This is a genomic window from Sphingomonas arabinosi, from assembly GCF_036663715.1.
Taxonomy (GTDB): Bacteria; Pseudomonadota; Alphaproteobacteria; order Sphingomonadales; family Sphingomonadaceae; genus Sphingomonas.
In genome coordinates this window covers 179,331-203,862 of the sequence record NZ_JAXOJN010000001.1, presented here as the reverse complement: position 1 = coordinate 203,862, position 24,532 = coordinate 179,331, and the positions used below count along the sequence as shown (strand labels likewise).

The 24,532-nt window shown below is 66.0% G+C and carries 20 protein-coding genes; 6 read left to right on the top strand and 14 right to left on the bottom strand.

What is annotated here, in order from left to right; all coding sequences use genetic code 11:
• Positions 1 to 4 precede the first annotated feature (4 nt).
• From U1708_RS00955 to U1708_RS00935, 5 genes are all read right to left on the bottom strand, one after another.
• On the bottom strand, positions 5 to 343 hold the full coding sequence (locus U1708_RS00955; RefSeq protein WP_056053652.1) for a P-II family nitrogen regulator: 339 nt from the start codon (positions 341 to 343) through the stop codon (positions 5 to 7).
• A gap of 273 nt (positions 344 to 616) precedes the next feature.
• Positions 617 to 2,191, bottom strand: a complete 1,575-nt coding sequence (gene purH, locus U1708_RS00950; RefSeq protein ID WP_332741818.1) for a bifunctional phosphoribosylaminoimidazolecarboxamide formyltransferase/IMP cyclohydrolase — start codon at positions 2,189 to 2,191, stop codon at positions 617 to 619.
• Positions 2,192 to 2,384: 193 nt separating this feature from the next.
• Positions 2,385 to 4,100, bottom strand: coding sequence for a heparinase II/III family protein (locus U1708_RS00945; protein WP_332741816.1), 1,716 nt, complete (start codon positions 4,098 to 4,100; stop codon positions 2,385 to 2,387).
• Between the two features lie 17 nt (positions 4,101 to 4,117).
• Positions 4,118 to 4,774: a ribulose-phosphate 3-epimerase gene (gene rpe / locus U1708_RS00940; RefSeq protein ID WP_332741813.1), complete on the bottom strand. Its 657-nt coding sequence runs from the start codon at positions 4,772 to 4,774 to the stop codon at positions 4,118 to 4,120.
• 167 nt (positions 4,775 to 4,941) lie between these two features.
• Positions 4,942 to 6,219, bottom strand: a complete 1,278-nt coding sequence (locus tag U1708_RS00935; RefSeq protein WP_332741811.1) for an RsmB/NOP family class I SAM-dependent RNA methyltransferase — start codon at positions 6,217 to 6,219, stop codon at positions 4,942 to 4,944.
• Between the two features lie 103 nt (positions 6,220 to 6,322).
• Here U1708_RS00935 and U1708_RS00930 point away from each other — a divergent pair, with 103 nt between their 5' ends.
• Positions 6,323 to 6,481, top strand: coding sequence for a DUF1674 domain-containing protein (locus U1708_RS00930; protein ID WP_332741809.1), 159 nt, complete (start codon positions 6,323 to 6,325; stop codon positions 6,479 to 6,481).
• A 20-nt stretch (positions 6,482 to 6,501) separates the two neighbouring features.
• Here U1708_RS00930 and U1708_RS00925 read toward each other — a convergent pair whose 3' ends face one another.
• A complete protein-coding gene (locus U1708_RS00925) occupies positions 6,502 to 6,915 on the bottom strand; it encodes an acyl-CoA thioesterase (RefSeq protein ID WP_307087438.1) in 414 nt (137 codons plus the stop codon).
• Between the two features lie 180 nt (positions 6,916 to 7,095).
• Between U1708_RS00925 and clpB the strand changes: the two genes are divergently transcribed.
• The gene (clpB, locus tag U1708_RS00920; protein WP_332741806.1) at positions 7,096 to 9,675 is read left to right on the top strand and encodes an ATP-dependent chaperone ClpB; all 2,580 of its coding nucleotides are present in this window, start codon (positions 7,096 to 7,098) and stop codon (positions 9,673 to 9,675) included.
• Here clpB and U1708_RS00915 read toward each other — a convergent pair.
• The 5 genes from U1708_RS00915 to xseA form a co-directional block, all read right to left on the bottom strand.
• On the bottom strand, positions 9,672 to 11,105 hold the full coding sequence (locus tag U1708_RS00915) for a tetratricopeptide repeat-containing sulfotransferase family protein (RefSeq protein ID WP_332741804.1): 1,434 nt from the start codon (positions 11,103 to 11,105) through the stop codon (positions 9,672 to 9,674). The two genes, clpB and U1708_RS00915, sit on opposite strands and share 4 nt — an antisense overlap.
• 97 nt (positions 11,106 to 11,202) lie before the next feature.
• On the bottom strand, positions 11,203 to 14,226 hold the full coding sequence (locus U1708_RS00910; RefSeq protein ID WP_332741802.1) for a carboxypeptidase regulatory-like domain-containing protein: 3,024 nt from the start codon (positions 14,224 to 14,226) through the stop codon (positions 11,203 to 11,205).
• Between the two features lie 272 nt (positions 14,227 to 14,498).
• A complete protein-coding gene (locus U1708_RS00905; RefSeq protein ID WP_332741800.1) occupies positions 14,499 to 15,338 on the bottom strand; it encodes a M23 family metallopeptidase in 840 nt (279 codons plus the stop codon).
• Positions 15,335 to 15,535: a DUF2093 domain-containing protein gene (locus U1708_RS00900; protein WP_332741798.1), complete on the bottom strand. Its 201-nt coding sequence runs from the start codon at positions 15,533 to 15,535 to the stop codon at positions 15,335 to 15,337. Before U1708_RS00900 ends, U1708_RS00905 begins: the two co-directional genes overlap by 4 nt.
• Before the next feature lie 14 nt (positions 15,536 to 15,549).
• Positions 15,550 to 16,974 carry an exodeoxyribonuclease VII large subunit gene (xseA, locus tag U1708_RS00895; protein ID WP_332741796.1) on the bottom strand — a complete coding sequence of 475 codons (1,425 nt, stop codon included), beginning with the start codon at positions 16,972 to 16,974 and terminating at the stop codon, positions 15,550 to 15,552.
• Between xseA and purD the strand changes: the two genes are divergently transcribed.
• The 3 genes from purD (at position 16,973) to U1708_RS00880 (ending at position 20,538) form a co-directional block, all read left to right on the top strand.
• Positions 16,973 to 18,235, top strand: a complete 1,263-nt coding sequence (purD, locus tag U1708_RS00890; RefSeq protein ID WP_332741795.1) for a phosphoribosylamine--glycine ligase — start codon at positions 16,973 to 16,975, stop codon at positions 18,233 to 18,235. The genes xseA and purD overlap by 2 nt on opposite strands.
• A gap of 122 nt (positions 18,236 to 18,357) precedes the next feature.
• A complete protein-coding gene (locus U1708_RS00885; protein WP_332741794.1) occupies positions 18,358 to 19,149 on the top strand; it encodes a helix-hairpin-helix domain-containing protein in 792 nt (263 codons plus the stop codon).
• Between the two features lie 177 nt (positions 19,150 to 19,326).
• A complete protein-coding gene (locus tag U1708_RS00880) occupies positions 19,327 to 20,538 on the top strand; it encodes an MlaA family lipoprotein (RefSeq protein WP_332741792.1) in 1,212 nt (403 codons plus the stop codon).
• 378 nt (positions 20,539 to 20,916) lie between these two features.
• Here U1708_RS00880 and U1708_RS00875 read toward each other — a convergent pair whose 3' ends face one another.
• Positions 20,917 to 22,218 (bottom strand): hemolysin family protein, encoded by a 1,302-nt coding sequence (locus U1708_RS00875; RefSeq protein WP_332741791.1) that lies wholly within the window; start codon positions 22,216 to 22,218, stop codon positions 20,917 to 20,919.
• Between the two features lie 195 nt (positions 22,219 to 22,413).
• Here U1708_RS00875 and U1708_RS00870 point away from each other — a divergent pair, with 195 nt between their 5' ends.
• Positions 22,414 to 23,088 (top strand): YiaD family glycine zipper/OmpA-like lipoprotein, encoded by a 675-nt coding sequence (locus tag U1708_RS00870; protein WP_307087454.1) that lies wholly within the window; start codon positions 22,414 to 22,416, stop codon positions 23,086 to 23,088.
• A gap of 151 nt (positions 23,089 to 23,239) precedes the next feature.
• Here U1708_RS00870 and U1708_RS00865 read toward each other — a convergent pair whose 3' ends face one another.
• Entirely contained in the window at positions 23,240 to 23,587 is a 348-nt protein-coding gene (locus tag U1708_RS00865; protein WP_332741786.1) for a tRNA-binding protein, read from the bottom strand.
• Positions 23,574 to 24,248 (bottom strand): glutathione S-transferase family protein, encoded by a 675-nt coding sequence (locus tag U1708_RS00860; RefSeq protein WP_056054264.1) that lies wholly within the window; start codon positions 24,246 to 24,248, stop codon positions 23,574 to 23,576. Before U1708_RS00860 ends, U1708_RS00865 begins: the two co-directional genes overlap by 14 nt.
• Positions 24,249 to 24,532: the final 284 nt, after the last annotated feature.

Genomic DNA, 24,532 nt, shown 5'->3' with positions numbered 1-24,532 from the left:
CCCCTCAGAGCGCAGAATCGTCGGTTTCGCCGGTGCGGATGCGCACCGCCTGGCCGACGTCGAGCACGAAGATCTTGCCATCGCCGATCGCACCGGTGTTCGCCGAGGCCTGGATCGCCTCGACCACGCGGTCGGACAGGCTGGCGGCGCAGACCACCTCGATCTTGATCTTGGGCACCATGTTGGTGCTGTACTCGGCCCCCCGATAGATCTCGGTCTGGCCCTTTTGACGGCCGAAACCCTTGACCTCCGTGACCGTCATGCCGGCCACGCCGATCGTGGTGAGCGCTTCGCGCACCTCGTCCAGCTTGAACGGCTTGATGATGGCAATGACGAGTTTCATCGCGGCCCTTCCCCCTTGTTACGGGAGGGGCCTTGCAATGTGCGTGCCAGTTGGGGTTTGGAGGGGTGGGGTGTGCTTGGGAGCGGGCGGAGGGGGGTTTTGGGGTTAAAACTTGTGCAGTGCGGTGGAGATGCCTGTTTTATGGGCACCCCATCCCTTCGTCATTCCCGCGGAGGCGGGAACCCATACTGGCTGGCTTTAGAGATAATCGCTGAGGTTCGCCAGTATGGGTCCCCGCCTCCGCGGGGATTACAGTAGTGGTGAGTGTCTAACTCAGTGCCGGAAGTGGCGCATGCCGGTGAAGACCATCGCGAGGCCGGCTTCGTCTGCGGCCGCGATGACGTCGGCGTCGCGGATCGAGCCGCCGGGCTGGATCACTGCGGTCGCGCCAGCCTCGACCGCCGCCAGCAAACCGTCGGCGAACGGGAAGAACGCGTCGGAGGCAACCGCCGAACCGATCGTGCGCGGGGTCGACCAGCCGGCCTTGTCCGCGGCGTCCTTCGCCTTCCACGCGGCAATGCGCGCGGATTCGAGGCGGTTCATCTGGCCCGCGCCGATGCCTGCGGTGCTGCCGCCCTTGGCGTAGACGATCGCGTTGGACTTGGTGTGCTTGGCGACGGTCCAGGCGAAACGGCAGTCGATCAGTTCCTGCTCGGTTGGCTGGCGCTTGGTGACGACGGTCAGCTCACCCGGCGTACCGTTGTCGCGGCCTTGGACGAGCCAGCCGCCGGCGATCGACTTCGCGGTCAGACCTGCGCGCGCCGGATCGGGGAGCTCGCCGGTGAGCAGGAGGCGGAGATTCTTCTTGGCAGCGAACAGCGCGATCGCTTCTTCGTCGGCGTCGGGGGCGACGACGACTTCGGTGAAGATGCCGGTTATCTGGCGCGCGGTCTCGGCGTCGAGCGTGCGGTTCACGGCGATGATGCCGCCGAATGCGGAGACCGTGTCGCAGGCGAAGGCCGCGGCATAGGCTTCGGCGAGCGTGGCGCCGGTGGCGACGCCGCAGGGGTTGGCGTGCTTGACGATCACCACCGAGGGGTCGGCGTCGCGGAATTCTGCGATGAGTTCGAGCGCGGCGTCGGCGTCGTTCAGGTTGTTGTAGCTGAGTGCCTTGCCCTGGAGCTGGCGGGCCTGGCCGATGCCGCGGACGGCGCCGGTGGCGGTGTAGAAAGCGGCGGACTGGTGCGGGTTCTCGCCGTAGCGAAGCGTGTCGCCGCGCTTGAGTGTGATCGGCAGTGTGGCGGGGAATTCCTCGGCCTGGTCGACGGTGCCGAACCACGTCGCGATCGCCGAGTCATAGGCGGCGGTGGTGGCGAAGGCTTTCGCGGCGAGCTTCTTGCGGTCTTCGAGCGTGGTGGTGCCGCCGGAGACGAGCGCGTAGTCGGCGGGGTCGGTGACGATCGCGACATAGGCGTGGTTCTTGGCGGCCGAGCGGACCATGCTGGGGCCGCCGATATCGATGTTCTCGATCACGGTGTCGCGGTCGGCGCCCTTCGCGACGGTGGCCTCGAACGGGTAGAGGTTGACGATGACGAGGTCGATCGCGCCGATCTGGTGCTCGGCCATCGAGGCGGCGTGGCCGGCATCGTCGCGGACCGCGAGCAGGCCGCCGTGGACCATCGGGTGGAGCGTTTTCACGCGGCCGTCCATCATTTCGGGGAAGCCAGTGAGTTCCGACACGTCGCGGACTTCGAGGCCGGCGGCGCGCAGAGCCGTGGCGGTGCCGCCGGTGGAGACGAGTTCGACGCCGTGGCTCGCGAGCGCCTTGCCGAGATCGACGATCCCGGTCTTGTCGGAGACGGACAGGAGCGCGCGCCGAATAGGGAGGGTGATCGGGATGCTGGTCATGAGGGTCTTTCGTTTCGGGGGGCCACCGTGCGGCGGTGCCTTAGCGTCGGTTGCGGTTTGGGAACAGAGGCCGCTTCTCCCCTCCCTGGAAGGGAGGGGTTGGGGGTGGGTCGGGTTCCATGTGGTCGAACCGTTGGAGCTCGAGCGGGCCTACCCACCCCCGGCCCCTCCCTTTCAGGGAGGGGGGAAGAGGTCAGGCCTTTTTCAGGGCCCAGCTCACGCTCGCCCCGCCGGCCGCAGCTTCACCCGTGATCATCAGTTGCTGCGTCGCGACCGGACGGCCGTCGGCGTCGATCCAGACGCTGTCCTCGACCACCAGCGCGCCGCCTCGGCAGCGGAATTGCCACAAGGGGCCGCCGGGGAGGCGAAGGATCGCGCCCAGGCCGTCCGCGGTGGGGGATACCTGCACGCCTTCGCCGAGGTGGAAGCGGATCGCGAACAATGACAATCCGACACGGCGCTTGCGGCCATGCGGCAACAGCGCGTCCTCGCCGCGGAGTTCGCGGCCGTCTCCGGTGAGCATCAGCTGGCGGCGGTGGAGGAAGCCCCAGCGGCGGACATAGCCGTCGTGGCTCGCCTCGATCCGGCTGGCGGCGTCCGATTCCTGGCGGCTGAGTTCGACTTCCGCGACGCCACGGCCGAGCGTACCGTCGGCGTGGATCGCGGTAGAATTACTGTCGGCGATCGTCAGCGTGGAGTGGGCGGCAGTCGAGCGCAGACCCTCGACCATCGCGGGCGGGAGTTGGGCGATGCCGGCGCGCGCGCCGCCGCAGTTGACGACGATCCGCGTCGGGCCGTCCGAGAATTCGAACGCTAGCGTGGACGCGCAGCCGCCTTCGACGAGACGCGCGATCGGTGGCGGCGCGGCGTCGACGATCAAGACGGTGCTGCCGGCGGCGAGGCGTTGATACCCCCAATCGCGCGCTTGGCGAAGCGGGCGGGTGCGGACACCGCTGGCTTCGATGACGGCGGCGACCTGGGTTTCGCTTGCCGGGCCTCCGCCTTGCCAGCTCGACAGCCCGCGATCGGCGTGTGCGACGCCAAGCAGGGCCGCGACCATCCGGGTGAGCGTCACTGCGACCGTCTCGGGGAGTTCGAGGCCGCGGGCGGCGTAGCTTTCCTGGAGCAACGTCAGCAGCTGGATTGAATCGAGCAGCATCGCCGGGCTGCGCGAGACCGAGCCGCCATCGTCGAACAGGCCGGTGCCGAGCGCGCGGAGCAAGCCTACCTCACCAAATGCCTGGCGTGGCTCGCCGCCGGGGATCAGCAGTCCGGCCGCAACGACTCCGCACCATGCGGCGATGCGGGGCGCGCCGGCGGGGGCCTTGTCGGCGGTGCGATCGAGATGGAGGGCGCCCTTTGCGAGCGCGTTCAACACCTTCGAGCGATAGATCTGGTCGGACGACGACAGGATCAGCGGGGCGTGGGCGGTCCAGGCGAGGATGCGGCGGCCCCACATGTCGGGGCGCCACGCGATCCCGCCCAGGGTATCGGCGTGCGCGGTCAGCCAGAGGCCCATGAGATATTCGGCGATCGGTGCGCCGCGCGAGCGGGTCGCGACAGTCGACAGGTCGCGCAGCCAGGCGAAACCGTGGAAATATTCGGCGAACGGCTTTGGAAGCGGCTTCGAAAGGTCGAGCGTCTCGATATCGCGCGCTTCGCCGCGGAACGAGAGGACGCCCTCCAGCAGCATCGTGCCACGGGGGATGTCGCCGAGGATCGGGTCTTCGGGGACCGCGATCAGCTTCAGAGGATAACGACCCTTGAGGCGCAGCGTGTGCAGCGGCGTGCGCCACGTCAGCCGGTGAAAGCGCTCGGCGAGGCGATCGGCGAGCGACAGCCCCTTGTCGCCGCCGAGACGGATCAGGCGACGACCTTCGTCGATCCCGTCTGGGGCGGGATCGGTCACGGGATCAGGCGTGTCGTTCACCCCCGTAACGCGGCGATGTTGGGGGCGTAGTGATCGGGACCGCCGCGAAAGACCGAAGTGCCCGCGACCAGCGCGTCGGCGCCGGCCTCGATGCAGCGCTTGGCCCATTCGGCGTCGACGCCGCCATCCACTTCGAGATCGATCGCGCGGCCGCTCTTTTCGATCATGTTGCGGATCGCGGTAATCTTCTTGAGCTGGCTCGGGATGAAGCTCTGGCCGCCGAAGCCCGGGTTGACGCTCATCACCAGGACAAGGTCGACCATGTCGAGCAGGTAATCGAGCATCTTCGCCGGCGTGCCGGGGCAGATCACGACGCCGGCGCGCTTGCCGAGGCCCTTGATGTGCTGGAGCGAGCGGTGGATGTGCGGGCCGGCTTCGTAATGCACGGTGATGCAGTCGGCACCGGCCTCCGCGAACGCGTCGAGATACGCGTCGACGGGCGAGATCATCAGGTGGACGTCGAACGGCTTGGTGGTGACGCCGCGGACCGACTTCATGACCGCGGGGCCGAACGAGATGTTGGGGACGAAATGGCCGTCCATCACGTCGATGTGAATCCAGTCGGCGCCGGCCGTGTCGATGGCGCGGACTTCCTCGCCGAGTTTGGCGAAATTGGCGGAGAGGATCGAGGGGGCGATACGGACGGGTTGCATGATTTTGTCCTAGCGCGGGATTCGATTGGTGCGAAGGCCTAGCTTCTCGCCCCTCCCTGGAAGGGAGGGGTTGGGGGTGGGTCGGCCCGTTTGGTCCGCAACGTTCGGATATGCGGAAGCCGACCCACCCCCGGCCCCTCCCTTTCAGGGAGGGGGGAAGCAGAAGGTCAGCTACGTTTTAGGCGGGTGATGAAGAAGCCGTCGCAGCCGCCTTGGTCTGCCAGCATGCCGGGGAGCGTGCGGATTGTGCCGGTCTCCGTGGGGGTGATGCCGGCGGGGATTTCGGACTGGTCGACCGGGGCGATCATGTAGTCGCTGCGGGCGGCGAGGAACGCGTCGAGCTGCGCTTCGCCTTCCGACGGTTCGAGCGAGCAGGTGGCGTACACCAAAGTGCCGCCGGGCTTCACCCAGTCGGCCGCCCTTGCGAAGATCCGCGCTTGCAACGCCGCGGTCTCGGCGATGATCGAGGGGCGAACGCGGTGGAGGACGTCGGGGTGGCGGCGGAAGATGCCCGTCGCGCTGCACGGCGCGTCGATCAGGATCGCGTCTGCGGGCTCGGCCGGCGCCCATTCGAGGATGTCGGCGTTGACGACTTCGGCCTTCAGATGCGTGCGGTAGAGGTTCTCACGAAGACGCTTGATCCGGCTCTGTGAGTTGTCGACCGAGGTGACGGTCCAGCCGGCGGACGCGAGCTGGAGCGTCTTGCCGCCGGGGGCTGCGCAGAGATCGAGGACATGGCCCTCCCCTTTGCCCAGCAAGCGGGCGGGAAGCGAGGCGGCGATGTCCTGCACCCACCAGGCGCCGTCGCCAAAGCCCGCCATGTCGGGGACGGAATCATGATCGCCCAAGCGCAGATGCCCGGGCATGAAACTCTCGCCGCCGAGTTTCTCCCGCCAGCCTTCGGTTTCGGACGGATCGGCGATCGTCAGGTCGAGCGGCGGCACCTGGGCGATCGCGCGGCCGGCGGCGTCGACCATCTCCTCGCCCCAGGCGGCTTCCCAGCGCAGTTCGACGGGGGCCGGCAGCGTCGGCACTTCGGGGAGCAGCATGTTGGCGCGGAACAGCGTGCCGAAGACACCGTGGACAAGTTTGCGCGGGCCGCCGTCGACCAAGGGCAACACGGTCGAGATCGCGGCGTGCGAGGGCGTGCCGAGGATCAGCACCTGGACCAGCGCGATCCGCAGCGCCATCCGCGCCTTCGCATCATCGGGCAGGTTGGTCTTGGTGACCGAATCGATCATCGCGTCGAGATCGGGGAGGCGGCGCAGCGTCTCGGCGGCGATCGCATGCGCGAGGCCGCGGTCGGGTCCGTGGATCGCGCGCGTGGCGGCGGGCAATGCAGATTCGAGCGACTCGCCGCGGCGGAGCACGGCGTCGAGCAGGCGCAGCGCGGCGCGGCGGGTGGGGACGCCGAGCGGCTCGGGGGCGTGGGTATAGTCGGGCATGAAGGTCCTTCGCGTTCGGTTTGCCGCGCGGCTGTTATGGCAAAGCGGCGCGACAGGGCCCATGTGGCGGCTACGAAGCAAACACGCAATCCGGAGAGCCGCGATGGGCCAGCGCCCCGATCACGTTAAGCCACCCGAATATCTGGCGAAGAATACGCCGGTGCCGACGCCCGAGGCGATCGTCCCGGACAAGGATCCCGAGCCGCGCGATCCAACGCGCTATGGGGATTGGGAGCTGAAGGGCATGGCGATCGACTTCTGAGGCCGGTCGCAACCGGCTCGTCAGTCCTTGACGTCGGTCTTCGGGAAGAAGTGCTCGACCACGTTGTTCGCGAGGCGCGATGGGCGCAGCGTCTCGGCATCGAGGCAGCACCAGCTCGACTTCACCTCGGCAAGGACATCCTCGCCGCGCTTGATGATCGTCTCATAGAACGCGCGTGCGCCCTGGACCTTCTCGAGCAACACCGTCGCGATCACGTCGTCGTTGAGGAACGCCGGCTTGCGATACGTGATCTCGTGTTTCAGCGCGACCCAAAGGTGCCCGGCCACCGCCTCGGCTGGCGCGAGGCGCTGCCAATGGTCGATCACTGCAGCCTGTACCCACTTCAGATAGTTCGCGTTGTTGACGTGACCCATGAAGTCGATGTCTTCCGGCTCGATGCCGATGGCGTAGGTATGGGGAATCGCTGTTGTCACGCGTGACATATAGCATGCGGACCTCAACATAGCGATGACGGCGAGGCTTGGATACCGACAATAATCGCTATTCCGGCCCTATCACGCGGCGCCTAGCATGTGGTCAGCGCCGCCTCTTGTGTTGCCCAAATACAACACCATCTTTCGGCCAACACCGAACCAATCCCACAGGAATTCGTCATGAACATCGACAAATTCACCGACCGCGCTAAGGGCTTCCTTCAATCCGCGCAGACCGTCGCGATCCGCATGAACCATCAGCGTATCGCGCCCGAGCATCTGTTGAAGGCGCTGCTGGAAGACGAGCAGGGCATGGCCGCCGGACTGATTGCGGCTGCGGGTGGCGACGCCAAGCGCGCGACCTCGGAGACCGATCTGGCGCTCGCCAAGATCCCGGTCGTGTCGGGCTCCGGCGCGCAAACCACGCCGGGAATCGACAACGACGCCGTCCGCGTGCTCGACCAGGCCGAGCAGATCGCAACCAAGGCGGGCGACAGCTTCGTCACCGTCGAGCGCCTGCTGGTCGCGCTCGCGCTGTCGCTCAACACCGCGGCGGGCAAGGCTTTGAAGGCCGGCGGCGTGACTCCCGAGGAGCTGAACACCGCGATCAACGGTCTGCGTCAGGGCCGCACCGCCGACACCGCGGGGGCCGAGGACCGCTATGACGCGCTGAAGAAATTCGCGCGCGATCTCACGCAGGCGGCGCGCGACGGGAAGCTGGACCCGGTGATCGGCCGCGACGAGGAGATCCGCCGCACCATCCAGATCCTCGCGCGGCGGACCAAGAACAACCCTGCGCTGATCGGCGAACCCGGCGTCGGCAAGACCGCGATCGCCGAGGGGCTGGCGCTGCGCATCGCCAATGGCGACGTGCCCGATACGCTCAAGGACCGGCGGTTGATGTCGCTCGATCTCGGCTCGCTGATCGCCGGTGCGAAATATCGCGGCGAGTTCGAGGAGCGCTTGAAAGGCGTGCTCGACGAGGTGAAGGCCGCCGAGGGCGACATCATCCTGTTCATCGACGAGATGCACCAGCTGATCGGCGCGGGCAAATCCGAGGGCGCGATGGACGCCGGCAACCTGCTCAAGCCAGCGCTGGCGCGGGGCGAATTGCACTGCGTCGGCGCGACCACGCTCGACGAATACCGCAAGTATGTCGAGAAAGACCCGGCGTTGCAGCGGCGGTTCCAGCCGGTGATGGTGGGCGAACCGACCGTCGAGGACACGATCTCGATCCTGCGCGGGCTGAAGGAGAAATACGAACTCCATCACGGCGTGCGGATCACCGATGGCGCGATCGTCGCCGCGTCGACGCTGTCGAACCGCTACATCACCGACCGCTTCCTCCCCGACAAGGCGATCGACCTGATGGACGAGGCCGCGTCGCGGATCCGGATGGAAGTCGAATCCAAGCCCGAGGCGATCGAGAATCTCGACCGGCGGATCATCCAGCTGAAGATCGAACGCGAGGCGTTGAAACGCGAAACCGACGACGCCTCGGTCGACCGGCTCGACACGCTGGAGGGAGAACTCGTCAATCTGGAGGAGCAATCCGCCGAGCTGACGACGCGCTGGAAGGGTGAGAAGGACAAGATCAACGCCGAGGCGCGGCTGAAGGAACAGCTCGATGCCGCGCGGCTCGAGCTGGAGCAGGCGCAGCGGTCTGGTGACTTGGCCAAGGCAGGCGAGCTTTCGTACGGCACGATTCCGGGGTTGCAGCGCCAGCTCGACGAGGCGGCGGGCGCAACCAAGGGCGCGATGCTGCGCGAGGAAGTGACCGCCGACGACATCGCCGGCGTGGTCAGCCGCTGGACCGGGATCCCGGTCGAGCGGATGCTGCAGGGCGAGCGCGACAAGCTGCTCGCGATGGAAGCGACGATCGGCAAGCGCGTGATTGGCCAGGCGCATGCGGTGAGGGCGGTGTCGACCGCGGTTCGCCGTGCACGTGCGGGGTTGCAGGATCCGAACCGGCCTTTGGGGTCGTTTCTGTTCCTTGGACCTACCGGCGTCGGCAAGACCGAGCTGACCAAGGCGCTGGCCGAGTTCCTGTTCGACGATCCGTCGGCGATGGTCCGCATCGACATGAGCGAGTTCATGGAGAAGCACGCGGTCGCGCGGCTGATCGGCGCGCCTCCGGGCTATGTCGGATACGAGGAAGGCGGCGTGCTGACCGAGGCGGTGCGCAGGCGGCCATACCAGGTGATCCTGTTCGACGAGGTCGAGAAGGCGCATGGCGACGTGTTCAACGTGTTGTTGCAGGTGCTCGACGACGGGCGCTTGACCGACGGCCAGGGCCGCACGGTGGATTTCAGCAACACGCTGATCATCCTGACGTCGAATCTCGGCAGTCAGTATCTGGCGAACATGGCGGAGGGCGACGACGTGTCGTCGGTCGAGCCGCACGTGATGGAGATCGTCCGGTCGCACTTCCGGCCCGAGTTCCTAAACCGGCTCGACGAGGTGATCCTGTTCCACCGCCTCGGCCAGTCGCACATGGCACCGATCGTCGACATCCAGGTATCGCGCGTCGACAAGCTGCTGGCCGACCGCAAGATCGTGCTCGACCTGACCGATGCCGCGAGAGCGTGGCTCGGCCGCGTGGGCTACGATCCGGTATACGGCGCCCGGCCGCTGAAGCGCGCGGTCCAGCGCTATCTGCAGGACCCGCTCGCCGACATGATCCTGCGCGGCGAGGTAAAGGACGGCTCGACCGTCAAGGTCGACGAAGGCGACGGAAAGCTGGTGTTGGTCGTCGCCTAACGCATGTAAGCGTCGAGAAACGGGGTCAGGTGATGCCGATAGCGGTCACCTGACCCGATCGCGCTACGGCTGATCGGCTGGCGAACCTGCGCCACGCTCGAGGTCAGCACCGCGCGTTCGGTCTTGTGCGGCGCAAGCGTATGTGGGTCCTGCGGCAGGCCGGTATGCGCCACGATCCGGGGAATCCAGACCCCGGGGTCGGTGACCAGCGCTTCATAGTCGACGCAGAGCAACCGACCCCCCAGGCGCGCCTGCCAGAAGGCGAACAGCCGGTCTTCCAGCGCGAAATGCGCGGCGATCGTCTCCTGCGACCAACTCCATGGTACGCCGCGTGCGAAATAGGTGTGAAAACACGACCAGGCCGTGTCCAGCGGGTCGCGGCGCAACCAGATGATCGGCGCGTCCGGCATCAGTGTCGCGACCAGCCCCAGCATGCGGCTGGCATCGAGCGTCTTGTCGACCACGCGTGCGCCCGGGGCAAAGCGTTCGCCGACCAAGTGGTCGTAGAGTTTCACCAGTGCGCCTTGGCGCCGTCCAGCACGAGCAGACGTAGCGAGGGCATCGGGACCGAGGCCCCCCGCCTCCTGCGCGATCGTCGACAACAGGTTCAGCTCCCCGCCCCCCGCCACTGCTGGATGGCTCGCGAGACTGTGTTCGACGAGCGTCGTGCCGGACCGGGGCAGACCGGTCACGAACAGGCGCGTGGACCCTGCGGCGCCGTCGAAATGCGGCAGCGCAACGCCGTCCCACGCGGTCAAGACCATGTCGGCCTGAGCCCGATCGGCCGCCGCGTCGTACGGACGCTCCGCCGACGTCAGCGCAGCCCCTTGCGCAAACGCCGAAAACGCCGCGTCGATATCGCCGATATCGTCAGACGCCTTGCCCCACGCGTATAACAGTGGCGCACGCGGTCCGTTCGGCACGCCATCGGATACGGTCCGACGCAACCGCGCCAGCAACGGATCGCTCTGCGTAAAACGGTGGATCGCGGACAGTTCGAGCCAAGTCTGTCCGGACCGCGGATCGGCGTCGAGCACCATCCCGAAATACCGGCGGGCGTCGTCGAACAGCCCCGCCTCGGACGACAGCGCCCCCATGAAATGCGCCAGCCGAAGGTCTCGTGGCGACGCCTCGAGCAGCGGCGCGGCACAGGCGCGTGCGTCGGCGTTATGCCCCGCGCGGGCGAGCATCACCGCTTCCGCGAACCTGCGCATGCGATCGTCGGGAGCCGCAGCGCGGTGGCGCCGAACCGCGCGGAGAGCCAGCGTCCACTCCCCGTGTTGCGCGAGTATGTCCGCGAAAATGCCCCAGCGCTCACCGACAGCGAGGTCTCGGTCTAGCCACGTCGCCAGCAGCGTATTGATACCGCGCCGATCGCGTACGCCCAGCAAACGTTGGAGATCGGCAAGCGGCGCGGGTGGCTGGCTCATTTAAAACTCGTATTGCTTGCGAGGAAGACGGTCGATCCGGACAAAAAAAGGGGCCGGTTTCCCGACCCCTTCTAGAGTATTTCTCGATGGTCTCGAATTAGAACCCGACGCGGAACTGGATCCGAGCCGAACGAGGCTGCTGATACCCAAGCGGCGCCCGATAATTCGGGTTGATGCCACCGCTGTCCAGATCACCAAACTCGTCGAATTCAAGCGTCGACTTGGCGTTGAACACGTTGAAGACATCGAGCCGGATGCTGGCATCGAAATCGGCCGGCACGCGGACGCTGACCGTCAGATTGAGTTCCTTGCGCCAATCGCTCTCGAACGACTTGCCGCGCTGCGTGGGGACACCTTGGCAGAAGTTACCAGCCGCCTGATACTGCGCAGCGAACGGATCGACCGAGGTCGGCACCACGCCGATGCAACCGAACTTCTTCGGAGATTGCAGGAAGCCGTTCGCACCGAGCGTCAGGAATTCGCCGACCTGATAGCTGCCGTACAGCTTGAAGCTGTGACGACGATGGCCCGGCAGGAACCCATAGGAACCCAGCGTCAAACCTGGCTGATCGAAATCCTGCGTCGCACCGGTATCCGCCTGACCGACGTCAGACTTGGCACCGCCCTCGTAATTCCCCTTGAGGCTGGACCAGGTGTACGACCCGCTCAGGCTCCAAACGCCGTCGAACTCACGGTCGAACGTTGCCGTGACTTCCTTGTACGTGCGCTTGGCCTTTGGATAACCAAGCTGCTCAGCCGTAAAGTCGACGACCGGAGTCGTGCCATCCGGCAATCCAAGCAGCTGGATCGACGCATCCTGGCCCGGATTGACCAGCACATACTGGCTGAAGCCCGTGTAGATGTCTCCGCACGCGGCTGCCGTGAAGCCCTGAGCCGTGCAATAGGCAATCGCAGCCTGATCGATCGCAACATCCTCGAGAACTTCGCCGAGCTTGCGGTACTTGAAGTTCAGCCCGACGCGCATCCGCTGACCGATACGACGCTCGAAACCCACAATATATTCGTCGAGCGACTGCGGCTTTAGGCCCTGCGCGATGAACGAGGTGGGATCGGTGACGTCACCATTGCTCGTCACGTTGCAGTTCGCGATGCCCGTATCGGGGCAAGGACGCGAATTTGCGACCGTCAGGATCGGTGCGCCGAGGATCGGCGTACCGTTGGCACTTACCCCGTTCAGGATATTAAATGCGGTATAGTCGAGCTCACGGCCTGCTCCACGGATGTTCGTGTTAGCAGCAAGCGGCACGAAATACCGGCCGAATGATCCGAAGATCTTGTTGCGGCCATCGCCGAACGGATCGGCAGTGAACCCCAGTCGCGGACCCCACTGATCACCGGATTTATAGAATGCTTTGCCGTCAGCATCCTTATTCGTGAAGCGGTCGTTGCGAATGCCCAACTGCAAAGTGACACGATCCTGGATGAGCGACCAGCTGTCCTGAAGGTAAAACGCCTCGTTACGAGTACCGAACGAGCCGCCATTCTCGAAGAAACGTGACGTCGCGTACTGCGTGCCGATCGGCAAGCCCGTACGATCAGTCGCGCTGTTGACGGTAAAATAGTTATAGAAGCCCGCGCCGATCGTCGTCGACAGTTGAACCGCCGTCAGGTCCTCGCGATCGTATCCTGCACGAACATGGTGCGACCCGAGAAGCTTGAAGTACAAATCGGCATCGCCGCGGTAGAACTCCCGCTTGTCGTCGTTCGTCGTGATGCTGTTCACAGGATTGCCGATGCTGACCGACGTACCACTACGTTGATCGACGACACCTGGATTCACCGTATCCAGTGGCAACGTGCCAGCACGGTTTTTATTTACGCCATAGGCTGCGGAAAGCGTGATCCACGGCGCAAATGTGCCAGTATAACGGCCGACGTAATTTTCCCCGCCAAGCCGGGCCCGCGACCCTCCGACAAATGCGCCACGCGAGTTGGTATTGGAATTGTACACCGACGTGACGTTGTCATTTATCTGCGTCGTATTGAAGTATGTACCTTCAAGACGATGTCCATCAGCGATAATTGCGTCGATCTTGCCGCCGTAGAACGGGCTTGTCGACCGCTGCCGCGACGAACGATTATTTGCTGGATTCGCCGCTCCTGTGGCACCGTCTTCAAGCTCTACGTTGCGCGTATTGTACAAGCCATAAAAGAACAGTCGATCCTTGATGATAGGACCGCTTAATTGAAAAGTCGTTTCCGTTCTATTTGACTTATCGCCATCGTTGTCTGCCAAATATGAGTTAGGCGAAGTAGACCTTAACCCATTGGGCTCCCAATTGAACAGCACACTGCCATGGAACTCATTGGATCCGCGCTTGGTCGTCGCATTGACGACACCGCCGGTCGCACGACCGAACTCTGCCTGGAAACCTCCGGTTTTCACGTCCACCGTCTCGTAAAAGTCGAACGGTACGTTTACGGGCGCGAATCCCTGACGGAATTCCGTGATGTTCAGGCCGTTAACGTAATAGGCGTTCTCGGTGAACGACGATCCGCTGATACCCGTCTGGTTTCCGAAGGCCGCATTCTGCCCCGAACTGCCCTGCGTTGTGCCCGGTGCTAGCAGAATGACGTCGCGGAGCGAGCGTGCCACAGGAACACGGGTCTGAAGCTCGCCGACATTAATGACTGCACCGGTCGTCGTACGATCGAAGTCGGCTGTCTGGACGCGGCGGCCGGTCACCACGATATCACCGCCCGACGGCGCTGCACCCGCGACCGTGGCGGCCCCCAGTTGGAAGCTATTGCTGGCCTGACTTTGCGACAGGGACACGCTGGGATCGGAAAACGTCTCGTACCCGTCAGCACTGATCGTGTAGGTATACGTGCCTGGTGGCAATTGCGGCACGCGATAGGAACCGCTGCTGTCGGTCGTGGCTTCGCGCGAGAAACCTTGATCGTTTGAACGCATCTGGACGGTCGCGCCGGCGAGAGGCTTGCCGTTAGTGTCGGTAATGCGGCCCGCCGCTGTGACGTTTACGTAATCCTGCGCCGCCAAAGGTGTCGCTACGATCGCGGTTCCAACGAGGCCCGCGCCCATCAGGACCAACGCCTGTAGCGCGGCACCGCCGCGCAGATAGTTCGATGTCTTGCTCACTTGCAAATCCCTCGCTGAACCCGGCCGCAACGACTTTTACCGTTTGCGTCCAAGGCGTTTGCCGTCCCCTTTCGATCGCGTGTTCGCGACCCCCGAGAGACATGACGCAGAGATGAACAAGTCGTCATATTGTTGTAAAGCGCAGTTTTGTAACGAAGCGTCGCTTTGGAGCCACCTGTAGCGGAAATGGCACAGTTGCTGGCCCTATTTTATTATATTCAGCCCAAATTCCGGGCAGGAATGCCGCGCTGCACAATTAACAGACAGGTTTGTTACCGTAACGGCTGCGCAACGATCATCGGATCCAGCTTGGCGTCGTTCCAGCGCAGGCTCCAGTGCAGATGGGGCCCGGTCGCGCGGCCGGTCATGCCGGAGGCGCCGATCGGCTGGCCTTGGCGCACGTGATCGCCGGGTTTCACGTCGATCCGCGACAGGTGCAGGAATGCGCTGTTGAGGCCCATGCCGTGGTCGAGCATGAGCAGGTTGCCCTCCAGTGTGAAGGGGTGGTCTGCGGCAAGGATCACGACGCCGTCGGCGGGGGCGGTGACGATCGTGCCGGTGGGGACGGCGACGTCGGTGCCCGAATGATAGCTGCCGGGTTCGCCCTTGTAGACGCGTTGCGCGCCGAACAGTCCGGAGATGCGGCCGGTGGCGGGCCATGCGAAGGCCTGTCGCCAGCCCTGCGCGTCGGTGGTGCGCGCGCGGGCGGCGACGATCTGGGCCAGCTCGGGCGGGCGGAGTTTCGCGAACACCGGATCGGGCGCGGGGAATTTCGGAAGCGTGTTGAGGCGCTCGATCCGCCAGGCTCTAGGCGCGATCGTCAGCGGTTGGGTTACGGTCCGACCGTCGGCGAGCGTTGCCGCCAGCATTGCTTGCGGCCCCGCGTCGCGGTCGAAACCGGCGATGAAGCGGCCATCGGGGGATAGCGTGATTGGCTTGCCGTTCAGCGTAACGGTGCGCGTGCCTGCGGGGGCGGTGCCAAGGATCAGGCTGCCCTGGCTGAGCGTGCCGGTCCAGCGGAAAGCGGACTGGCTCGCGGTATTTGGGGGCGGCGGTTGCTGGGCGGTCGCGTTGGTTGCAACCAGCAGGACGAGCAGCGCCGCCCGGATCATCGTGGCGCCATCGCTTCGCTGGCGGCGGTGGCGGTGGCGTAGGCTTCCTGGCGGGCGACGCTCCAGTAGCGCAGGTCTTCGAGCGCGATACGGTGGCCGGTGGCGGCGCAGGCGACGTGGTCGCCGGGGCTGAGCACGCGGAAACCATTGGCCATATAGTGCAGGCGCGCGGCGCGGTCGGAGTTGGACATCAGCATTGTGGGGCTCTTCTTTACAGCAGGGTCGGCTGGCGCGGCGGCGCATCGGGCGCGGGCTTTGCCTTGGGGGCAGCATAGGTTTTGGCGATGGGGCGCTCAAGGCCGGTGTCCGTCACCGCGTCCACCGTGCCGTCGCGGAAGTGGAGTGTCAGCGTGCCCGCATCGCGCGCCGATTTGGCGGAGGCGAGCGTCTCGCCGCCGGGACGCGCGGTGACGCGGGCATAGCCGCGGTCGAGGATCGCGTCGGGGTTGAGCGACTGGACGAGGCGCCAGGTTGCATCGAGCTGCGCGCGTTTCGCTTCGAGTTTACGTTCGAGGGTGGCGGGGCGGAGCGCTGCGCCCGAGCGGTCGAGACTGCCGCGCGCCAAGGTCAGGCGACGCTCCAGCCCGCGATCCAGACGCTGGCCGAAATCGTCGGCGCGCTGGCGCTGAGGCCCGAGCAACTGGTCGCGCTTCGGGAGCAACCGCGCGAGCGCATCGAGCCGCTCGCGACCGCGCTCGACATGACGGCGGGCGCAGCGTTCGGTGCGGTTGCGGTGGCTGTCGATCGTCAGCCGCAGGTCGGCAAGCACCGGTACCGCGATCTCGGCCGCCGCGGTCGGCGTCGGCGCGCGCAGGTCGGCGGCGAAATCGCACAAAGTGGTGTCTGTCTCGTGGCCGACCGCGGAGATGATCGGGATCGTGCAGGCAGCGACCGCGCGAACCACGACTTCCTCGTTGAACGACCACAGATCCTCGACCGAGCCACCGCCGCGCGCGACGATGACGAGGTCGGGGCGCGGTACCGGGCCGCCGGGGACGAGCGCGTCGAACCCACGGACCGCGGCGGCGATCTCCGCGGCCGAGCCCTCGCCCTGCACCTTCACCGGCCAGACGATGACGTGCGTCGGGCAGCGATCCTCCAGCCGGTGGAGGATGTCGCGGATCACGGCGCCGGTGCCCGAAGTGACGACGCCGATCACCTTCGGCATGAACGGCAGCCGCTTTTTCCGCGCGCCGTCGAACAGCCCCTCGTCCGCCAGCTTCACCTTGAGCTTCTCGAGCAGCGCCATCAGCGCGCCGGCGCCGGCCAGTTCCATCCGCTCGATGACGATCTGGTATTTCGAACGGCCGGGATAGGTGGTGAGCTTGCCGGTCGCGATCACCTCGATGCCGTCCTGCGGGACGAAGGCGAGGCTCGACGCATTGCCCTTCCAGATGACGCCGTCGATCACCGCCTGGTCGTCCTTGAGCGACATATAGCAATGCCCGGAGGCGACACGTTTCCAGCCCGAGATCTCGCCGCGCAGCCGGACATGGCCGAACTCGCCTTCGACCATCCGCTTCAGCTTGAACGCGAGTTCGCCGACCGACATCGCCAGTGCGTTGTCGCCGGGGACTTGCTCGGCTACCAGCCGCCCCATGTCGCTGGACAATTCATCGGAAAAGGGATCGGGCATGAACGTCCTGCTGCTGGGCTCGGGGGGGCGCGAACATGCGCTTGCGTGGAAGCTGGTGCAATCTCGCGGCCTCGATACGCTGTATGCCGCGCCGGGCAACCCCGGGATCGCGCGTGTTGCGACGCTCGTGCCGCTGGATGCGACGGATCATGCAGCCGTCGTCGCGTTCGTGCGCGAGCACGACGTCGGGCTGGTGGTGATCGGGCCCGAGGCGCCGCTGGTCGACGGGCTGGCAGACACTTGCCGCGCGGCGGACATTCCGGTGTTCGGGCCGTCGAAGGCCGCAGCACAGCTTGAGGGATCGAAGGGCTTCACCAAGGATCTGTGCCTGCGCGCCGGCATCCCGACCGCGGGCTATGTCCGTGTAAAGAGCCGCGCGGAGGCGGATGCCGCGCTCGCTCGAACCTTCTCGCTGCCGGTCGTCATCAAGGCGGACGGCCTTGCTGCGGGCAAGGGCGTGGTCATCGCGTTCAGCGCCGCCGAGGCAGATGCCGCGCTCGACGCGCTGTTCGCCGACGGGGAAGCCGAGGCGGTGATCGAGGAATTCCTGGAGGGCGAGGAGGCGAGCCTCTTCGTGCTGACCGACGGCGCGGCGTTGATGCCGTTCGGCTCCGCGCAGGATCACAAGCGCGTCGGCGAGGGTGATACCGGGCCGAATACCGGTGGGATGGGCGCGTACAGCCCTGCCCTCGTCCTGACGCCCGCGTTGGAAAAGCGCGCGATCGACGAGATCGTCGCGCCGACGGTGGCGGCGATGGCGGCCGAGGGCATGCCGTTCTCGGGCGTGCTGTACGCCGGGCTGATGCTGACGCCGCAGGGTCCCAAGCTGATCGAATACAACGCGCGGTTCGGGGATCCCGAGACGCAGGTGCTGATGATGCGCTTCCAGGGCGACCTGCTCGCAACGATGCTGGCGACGGCAGAGGGGCGGCTCGGCGAGATGCCGGCGGCCCAGTTCAGCGACGAGACTGCGCTGACGGTGGTGATGGCGGCGGAGGGCTATCCGGGCACACCCAAGGCTGGCGGCGCGATCGTCGGACTGGATTCGGCGCGGGCCGCCGGCGGCACCGTGTTCCATGCAGGCACCCGGCTGGAGGACGGCGGGCTGGTCGCGTCGGGCGGCCGCGTACTCGCGGTGACCGCGACCGGCGACGATGTCGCGACGGCGCAGGCGAACGCCTATCGCGCGGTTGAGGCGATCGATTTCGCGGAGGGCTTCTATCGCCGCGACATCGGCTGGCGGGAAATCGCGCGCGGGTGATGCCCCTGATCCTCCCCCGCCGGGGAGGCGGCTGGCGCTTGCCAGACGGAGGGGAGGACCAGACTTGACTACCTAGCCGATTACCTCTCGCCGCACTTCACTCGCATCGCTACGGTATGGGAATGAACGAAACTTCCTCGACCTCCGCCTCAGGCCTGAGCCTGTTGCCCGACGGCATCGGAACGCTGACCGCAATCCACTTCGCGATCATCGCGGTGCTGGCGGTTCTCGTCGTGATCGGCCTGATGTGGGGCATCAAGGCCAAGCGCAGCCGTGTGAAGGCCGCGCACGACGTGATCGCCAATGCCGAGGAAGCCGGCGTCCCGCCCGAGCCGATCACGACGAAACCAGCGGTCGAGGAGCGCAAGGCCGAGCAATCGCAGGCGCAGACGCAAATCGCGCGCGCGCCGGTTCCCGCGCCGGCCCCTGCCCCCGTCGCGCCGGCCCCCGCGCCCTCCGAACCTGCGCCGCCGGTTCGAAGCGCACCCGAACCAGTGCCGGTCCCGCGCGACGACGAGTTGAAGGAAACGCCCGATCGTCTCGCCGACGAACCGATCGCCGCTGCGTCGCCGTTGGAGGCTAGCCCGGCGACCGAGGTTGCCGCGCCGGCTCCAGCTGAACCGGCGGCGGTCGAACCGGCAGCGGTCGAACCGGCAGCGTCGGCGCAATCCTATGCGGACGGGCCCGTGACGCAGTTGAAGGGGCTCGGGCCGAAGGTCGCCGCGCAGCTTGGCGCGCTCGGCGTTTCGACGGTCGGCCAGATGGCGGCGCTATCGGAGAGCGAGGCGCAGGGCATCGATGCGCAGCTTGGCAACTTCACCGGGCGGATGGGTCGCGATCGCTGGATCGAACAGGCACGGTTGCTTGCAGCCGGCGACAAGGCGGGCTTCGAAGCGGTATTCGGCAAGCTTTAAGCCCCGCGCGCGGTCGATTGGCGGTGTACAGCAGGCTTGCCATCGGACTGTTCCGTTAACCGTGATCCGCACGCTTCGATGACGATTGGCTCTATGCTGCACGCGCGCCGACGGGCATGTCGGGCGCGTCGCACCTCGATGTAGGAGGGCGGCCGATATACAGGGCGATGAGTGCACATGCTGGTAACGATGAGCGCAATGCTGTTGACCGCTGCACCCGTTCACCTGACGGCCGCGCCGGTTTCGTTACCCGGCGAAAGCGCGAGCGCGGCCCTCCCCGGCGCGGTTCCGTCGCCTTTTGCCAGCGATTTTCCAGCCGTCGTACAGATGGCGACCGTACAGATGGCGGCCTCGCCACTAGCCTTGGCCACGTCGCTTCCGGCGATCGAAATCTTCGCCCAAGGGCTACCCACGCAGGACATTCCGCCGGTCGGGCCCACTCCGTTGAGCACGCTGCCTGCCGAGCGAACTCCGAAGGATATCGTCGTCACCGGCCGCAGGGAGACCGCGGGCGACCCGTTGCGCGCGGTCAATGCCGAGTCGTTCGCAGTGACGCAAAAGGTCGACGACGCGGTGATCGGTCCGGTCGCGCGGACCTACAAACGGGCCGTGCCGAGCCCGATCCGGCGCGGCATCCACAATTTCCTCTACAATCTGCGCGAGCCGATCGTCTTCCTGAACTTCCTGCTCCAGTTCAAGCCGGGCAAGGCGGCGGAGACGGTCGGACGGTTCGCGATCAACTCGACGATCGGCGCGGCCGGCGTGATAGACATGGCCAAGCGCAAGCCGTTCCGCCTGCCTAGGCGCTCGAACGGGTTCGCGAATACGCTCGGCTATTACGGCGTCAAGAACGGGCCGTTCCTGTTCCTGCCGCTGGTCGGGCCGACGACGATTCGCGACCTGCTGGGGGGCGCCGTCGATCGGCTGATCCTGCCGGTCGGCGTCGGCAAGCCCTTCACCAGCGCGTCGTACACGATCCCGGCGGGGATCCTGGGCGCGCTCGACCACCGGTCCGAGTTCGACCAGACGCTGAAGGACCTGCACGACAACTCGCCCGATCCCTACGCGGCGACGCGGGCCTTCTATCTCAACCGGCGGCAGGCGGAGATCGACCACCTCCACGGGCGCGTCGAGGGCGATCCGGCGGGGATGTCGGGGCCACCGCCGAGCGTGGTGCCGTTCGTGCCGAGCGATCTAGAGCCCGGGGCGGCAGCCGCTTCGGGGACGAATTCAGAGGTGCCGGCCGAGAGCTCCAGCGGTGCGCCTGCCGTCGATGCGCCCGCGGCGGCGCCCGCGGCAGTTGCTCCCGGTGGCGATGTGCCGGCGGCAGCGCCTGCGGCGGCTGCTCCAGGGGTCGACGCGACTAGCGGATCCGAAGCTCGTCCCTGAACTACGGAGAGCCTTACCCCCTCTCCGTTCATGCTGAGTAGAGACCGAGTAGCTCCGTCAGGAGCGTATCGAGGACTCGTATCAAAGCACAGGTTCCGCGCGCCTTTCCTTCGATACGCCGCTTCGACAAGCTCAGCAGCTACTCAGGACGAACGGATTTTGATAGGCGCGCCGAATTTAGCGACGGACACCGCATGCGCTCAACCACCCCGGCGGAGGCCGGGGCCCAGTTGGGGGACGGCGGAAACTAGGGGTAGCGCTTCGTTACCGAAACCTTGCCAACTGGGCCCCGGCCTTCGCCGGGGTGGGGTGAAGTGAGAGGGCCTGAGTGGAGTGAAAGGGGCGGGTTCGGCTTTACCCAGCCTCTTCAACCAGCCCTCAGACCTCACTCACCAGCAGCTTGTCGATCCGCCGCCCGTCCAGGTCGACGATCTCGAACTTCCAGCCCTGCTCGACGAAGCTCTCGCCCTCGCCCGGCAGGTGGCGGAAAACCGACAGCGCCAAGCCGGCGACCGTCGCGTAGTCGCGGTCCTCGGGAAGGTCGATGCCGAGGCGGTCGGCAAGCGAATCCGCCGCCATCGTCCCCGCCACCAACAAAGAGCCGTCGTCGCGCACCACTACCGAAGGCGCGTCGTCCGGGTCGGCGTCCGACTTGAACTCCCCGGCGATCGCGGCAAGCAGATCGGCCGGCGTCACGATGCCTTCGAAATGGCCGTATTCGTCGTGGATCAGCGCCATCGGCACCTCGGCCTCGCGCAACGCCAGCAGGGCATCCATCGCGTCGATCTGGTCAATCACGACGGGGGCTTTCCGCATCAGCGCGCGCAGGTCGATCGGATCGCCGCGGAACAGCGCCGCAGCGATGTCGCGCGCCTGGACGACGCCCTTGACCGCGTCGATCGAGCCTTCGCCGACCGGCAGGCGGGTGTGCTGCGACGCGAGCAAAGTCTCGCGGATCTCGTCGGGTCCCCAGTCGCAGTCGAGCCAGTCGATCTCGGTGCGCGGCGTCATCACTTCGCGCACCGGGCGATCCGCGAGGCGGACGACGCCCGAGATGATCGAACGCTCATGCTCCTCGATGATTCCCGACTTCGACGCCTCGGCGACGATCATGTGGAGCTCTTCGGCGGTGACGTGCTCTTCCGATTCGCGGTTGAGCCGGAGCAGCTTGAAGATCAGCGCGCTGGTCGAATCGAGCACCAGCACGATAGGCGCGGTACCGATCGCGAGCCAGCGCATCACCGGCGCCATGAACGAGGCAATCGCCTCGGGCGAGCGGAGCGCGAACTGCTTGGGGACGAGTTCGCCGATGATCAGCGACGCATAGGTCGTCAGGCCGATGACGATCGCGAAGCCGGCGGTCTCGGCGGTTGAGGCGGACAGGCCCCAGGCCTGCAACCGCGCCGCGGTCGGCATGCCGAGGCTGGAGCCCGAATAGGCACCCGCGAGGATGCCGATCAGCGTGATGCCGATCTGGACGGTCGACAGGAACTTGCCGGGGTCGGCGGCGAGAACGATGGCGGCGCGCGCGCCCTTCCTGCCCGAGCGCGCCATCGCCTCGAGCCGGGCCTTCCGCGCGGAGACGATCGCGAGTTCGCTCATCGCGAACACACCGTTCAACGCGACGAGCGCGAGGATGATCGCGACGTCGATCCAGGGGAAGGGGGGAAGCGGTGCCATTGGCTCGACGCCTCTTTGCAGGACAACGCCGCGTCGTACAACCGTCCTTGCGTAAAGCCGTGCGGATACTCGACATCGCGGCGCGATGATGGTCATGGTCGGTTCAGTGCGCAGGCGGAACAATCGTCGCGAAGCCGGGTTGTCGGCCGTATCGGGCACAAAGCCGTCATCCATCACGTCTCAGGGAGATTATCTATGAAAACCAAGATGTTCGCAGGTGCTGCAATCGCCGCATTGATCGCCACCAGCGGCTGCACGACCGATCCCGAGACGGGTCGCCAGACGATTTCGAAGACCGCACTCGGCGGTATCGGCGGCGCGCTCGGTGGCTATCTGCTCGGCGACGTCGTCGGTGGACGGAGCGACCGGACCGAGAAGCTGCTGGGTGCCGGCATCGGCGGTCTCGCTGGCGCGGGCGTCGGCGCGTACATGGACAAGCAGGAGCGGGACCTACGCGCGCGCACCGCCGGGACCGACGTGCAGGTGATCCGCCAGGGCGACGACCTGGTGCTCAACATCCCGTCGGGCATCACCTTCGCCTATGATAGCGCGACGGTGCAGCCGCAGTTCCAGCGTACGCTCGATCAGGTCGCGGATACGCTGTCGCAGTACAACCAGACCTATGTCGACGTGTACGGGCACACCGATTCGACCGGCAGCGATGCATACAACCAGACGCTGTCGGAGCGTCGCGCGCGCTCGGTCGCGGATTATCTCTCGGGTCATGGCGTTCAGGCGGCGCGCATCGGCACGCGCGGTTACGGCAAGACGCAGCCGATCGCGTCGAACGACACCGACGAGGGTCGCGCTGCGAACCGTCGCGTCGAGGTGAAGATCGTGCCGATCACGCAGAGCGATCTGCGCCAGTAAGGGATTGGGGGTGGGGACGGATTGGCCGCTCCCCACCCGTTCGGGCTGAGCGAAGTCGAAGCCCAGCCGTTGCGCACCAGCCCTTCGACTTCGCTCAGGGCGAACGAAGAGTTGTATCCGTGGCTAGGCCAGCAGGCGCGCGACGAGCCTGCTAAAATAACCGTCCCCCGTTCGGGACCTGCCCGGTCGGCGCAATCAGCACCACTTTCCCGTCCGCATCGGGAAAGCCGAGCGTCAGGACTTCGGACATCATCGGGCCGATCTGGCGCGGCGGAAAGTTGACCACCGCCGCGACCTGGCGGCCTACCAACGTCTCCGGCGTATAGTGTTCGGTGATCTGCGCCGACGACCGCTTCACGCCGATCTTGTCGCCGAAATCGATCCGCAGCTTGAACGCGGACTTGCGCGCCTCCGGGAAGGGTTCGGCCTCGACGATCGTGCCGACGCGGATGTCGACCTTCTCGAAGTCGGGGTAGGCGATCGGCTCAGAAATCGACATTGTCGTAGTGCGCCGGGGGTGAAATCAACTCCATCCGCTCGGACAGCAGCGGGCGGAAGCTCGGGCGGCTCTTAAACCCGCGATACCAGCGGGCGGTCTGGTCGTGGCCCTTCCAGTCGATCCCGCCGAGATAATCAGTGACCGAGATCTGCGCGGCGGCCGCGAGATCGGCGAGGCTCATCGTCGCGCCGCCGAGCCAGTTCCGGTGATCGAGCAGGTAATCCATATAGTCGAGATGCCCGACCGCGGCCTTCATCGCTTCTCGCAAGCCCTTGGCGTCGGGTGCGGTGCGGTGCGCGAGGCGCTTGACCATGCGCTCGTGGAGCAGCGGTCCGGTAACGTCGCGGTAGAAATGCGTGTCGAACCACGTGACCAGCCGGCGGATCTCGGCGCGGTTGGTCGCGGTGCCGTTGATCATCGCCGCCTTCTCGACGGTCTCCTCGAAGAATTCGCAGATCGCCATCGAATCGATCAGCGGGGCGACGCCGCGCGAGGCGTCGACCATTACCGGGGTCTGGCCAGCGGGGTTCATGTCCATGAACTCGTCGCGGCGGTCCCAGGGCGATTCGCGCACCAGTTCGTAGCCGACCCCCTTCTCGCCCAGCAGCAGGCGCACCTTTCGCGAGAAGGGACACAGGGGGAATTGATAAAGCTGCCACATGCGCTTCGTTTAGGCGGTGGGGGGCGGCTGTGTCACTAGCGCGGGTTGGGTGGTGCGTAAGAAGATTTGGTTCGCGCCGAGGCGCAGAGAGCGCGGAGGTGTTGCGCTTGTCGCGAAGCGTGCATTTCAGCAACGCGCGTTGGAGTGCGGAGAGCCGGTTCCAGGTGAACCCCCTCAGCGTCCTCTGCGCCTCTGCGCGAAACCAACTTACTTGCACCACCCCGGCGAAGGCCGGGGCCCAATTGGGAGACGTTGCTGGCGGAAGACCACGCCTCGTCACCACG

Bases quoted from the DNA above. Each gene is read 5' to 3' on its own strand.
- U1708_RS00955 (WP_056053652.1), bottom strand. From the start codon at position 343: ATGAAACTCGTCATTGCCATCATCAAGCCGTTCAAGCTGGACGAGGTG.
- purH (WP_332741818.1), bottom strand. From the start codon at position 2,191: ATGACCAGCATCCCGATCACCCTCCCTATTCGGCGCGCGCTCCTGTCC.
- rpe (WP_332741813.1), bottom strand. From the start codon at position 4,774: ATGCAACCCGTCCGTATCGCCCCCTCGATCCTCTCCGCCAATTTCGCC.
- U1708_RS00935 (WP_332741811.1), bottom strand. From the start codon at position 6,219: ATGCCCGACTATACCCACGCCCCCGAGCCGCTCGGCGTCCCCACCCGC.
- U1708_RS00930 (WP_332741809.1), top strand. From the start codon at position 6,323: ATGGGCCAGCGCCCCGATCACGTTAAGCCACCCGAATATCTGGCGAAG.
- clpB (WP_332741806.1), top strand. From the start codon at position 7,096: ATGAACATCGACAAATTCACCGACCGCGCTAAGGGCTTCCTTCAATCC.
- U1708_RS00915 (WP_332741804.1), bottom strand. From the start codon at position 11,105: ATGAGCCAGCCACCCGCGCCGCTTGCCGATCTCCAACGTTTGCTGGGC.
- U1708_RS00905 (WP_332741800.1), bottom strand. From the start codon at position 15,338: ATGATCCGGGCGGCGCTGCTCGTCCTGCTGGTTGCAACCAACGCGACC.
- U1708_RS00900 (WP_332741798.1), bottom strand. From the start codon at position 15,535: ATGCTGATGTCCAACTCCGACCGCGCCGCGCGCCTGCACTATATGGCC.
- purD (WP_332741795.1), top strand. From the start codon at position 16,973: ATGAACGTCCTGCTGCTGGGCTCGGGGGGGCGCGAACATGCGCTTGCG.
- xseA (WP_332741796.1), bottom strand. From the start codon at position 16,974: ATGCCCGATCCCTTTTCCGATGAATTGTCCAGCGACATGGGGCGGCTG.
- U1708_RS00885 (WP_332741794.1), top strand. From the start codon at position 18,358: ATGAACGAAACTTCCTCGACCTCCGCCTCAGGCCTGAGCCTGTTGCCC.
- U1708_RS00880 (WP_332741792.1), top strand. From the start codon at position 19,327: ATGCTGGTAACGATGAGCGCAATGCTGTTGACCGCTGCACCCGTTCAC.
- U1708_RS00875 (WP_332741791.1), bottom strand. From the start codon at position 22,218: ATGGCACCGCTTCCCCCCTTCCCCTGGATCGACGTCGCGATCATCCTC.
- U1708_RS00870 (WP_307087454.1), top strand. From the start codon at position 22,414: ATGAAAACCAAGATGTTCGCAGGTGCTGCAATCGCCGCATTGATCGCC.
- U1708_RS00865 (WP_332741786.1), bottom strand. From the start codon at position 23,587: ATGTCGATTTCTGAGCCGATCGCCTACCCCGACTTCGAGAAGGTCGAC.
- U1708_RS00860 (WP_056054264.1), bottom strand. From the start codon at position 24,248: ATGTGGCAGCTTTATCAATTCCCCCTGTGTCCCTTCTCGCGAAAGGTG.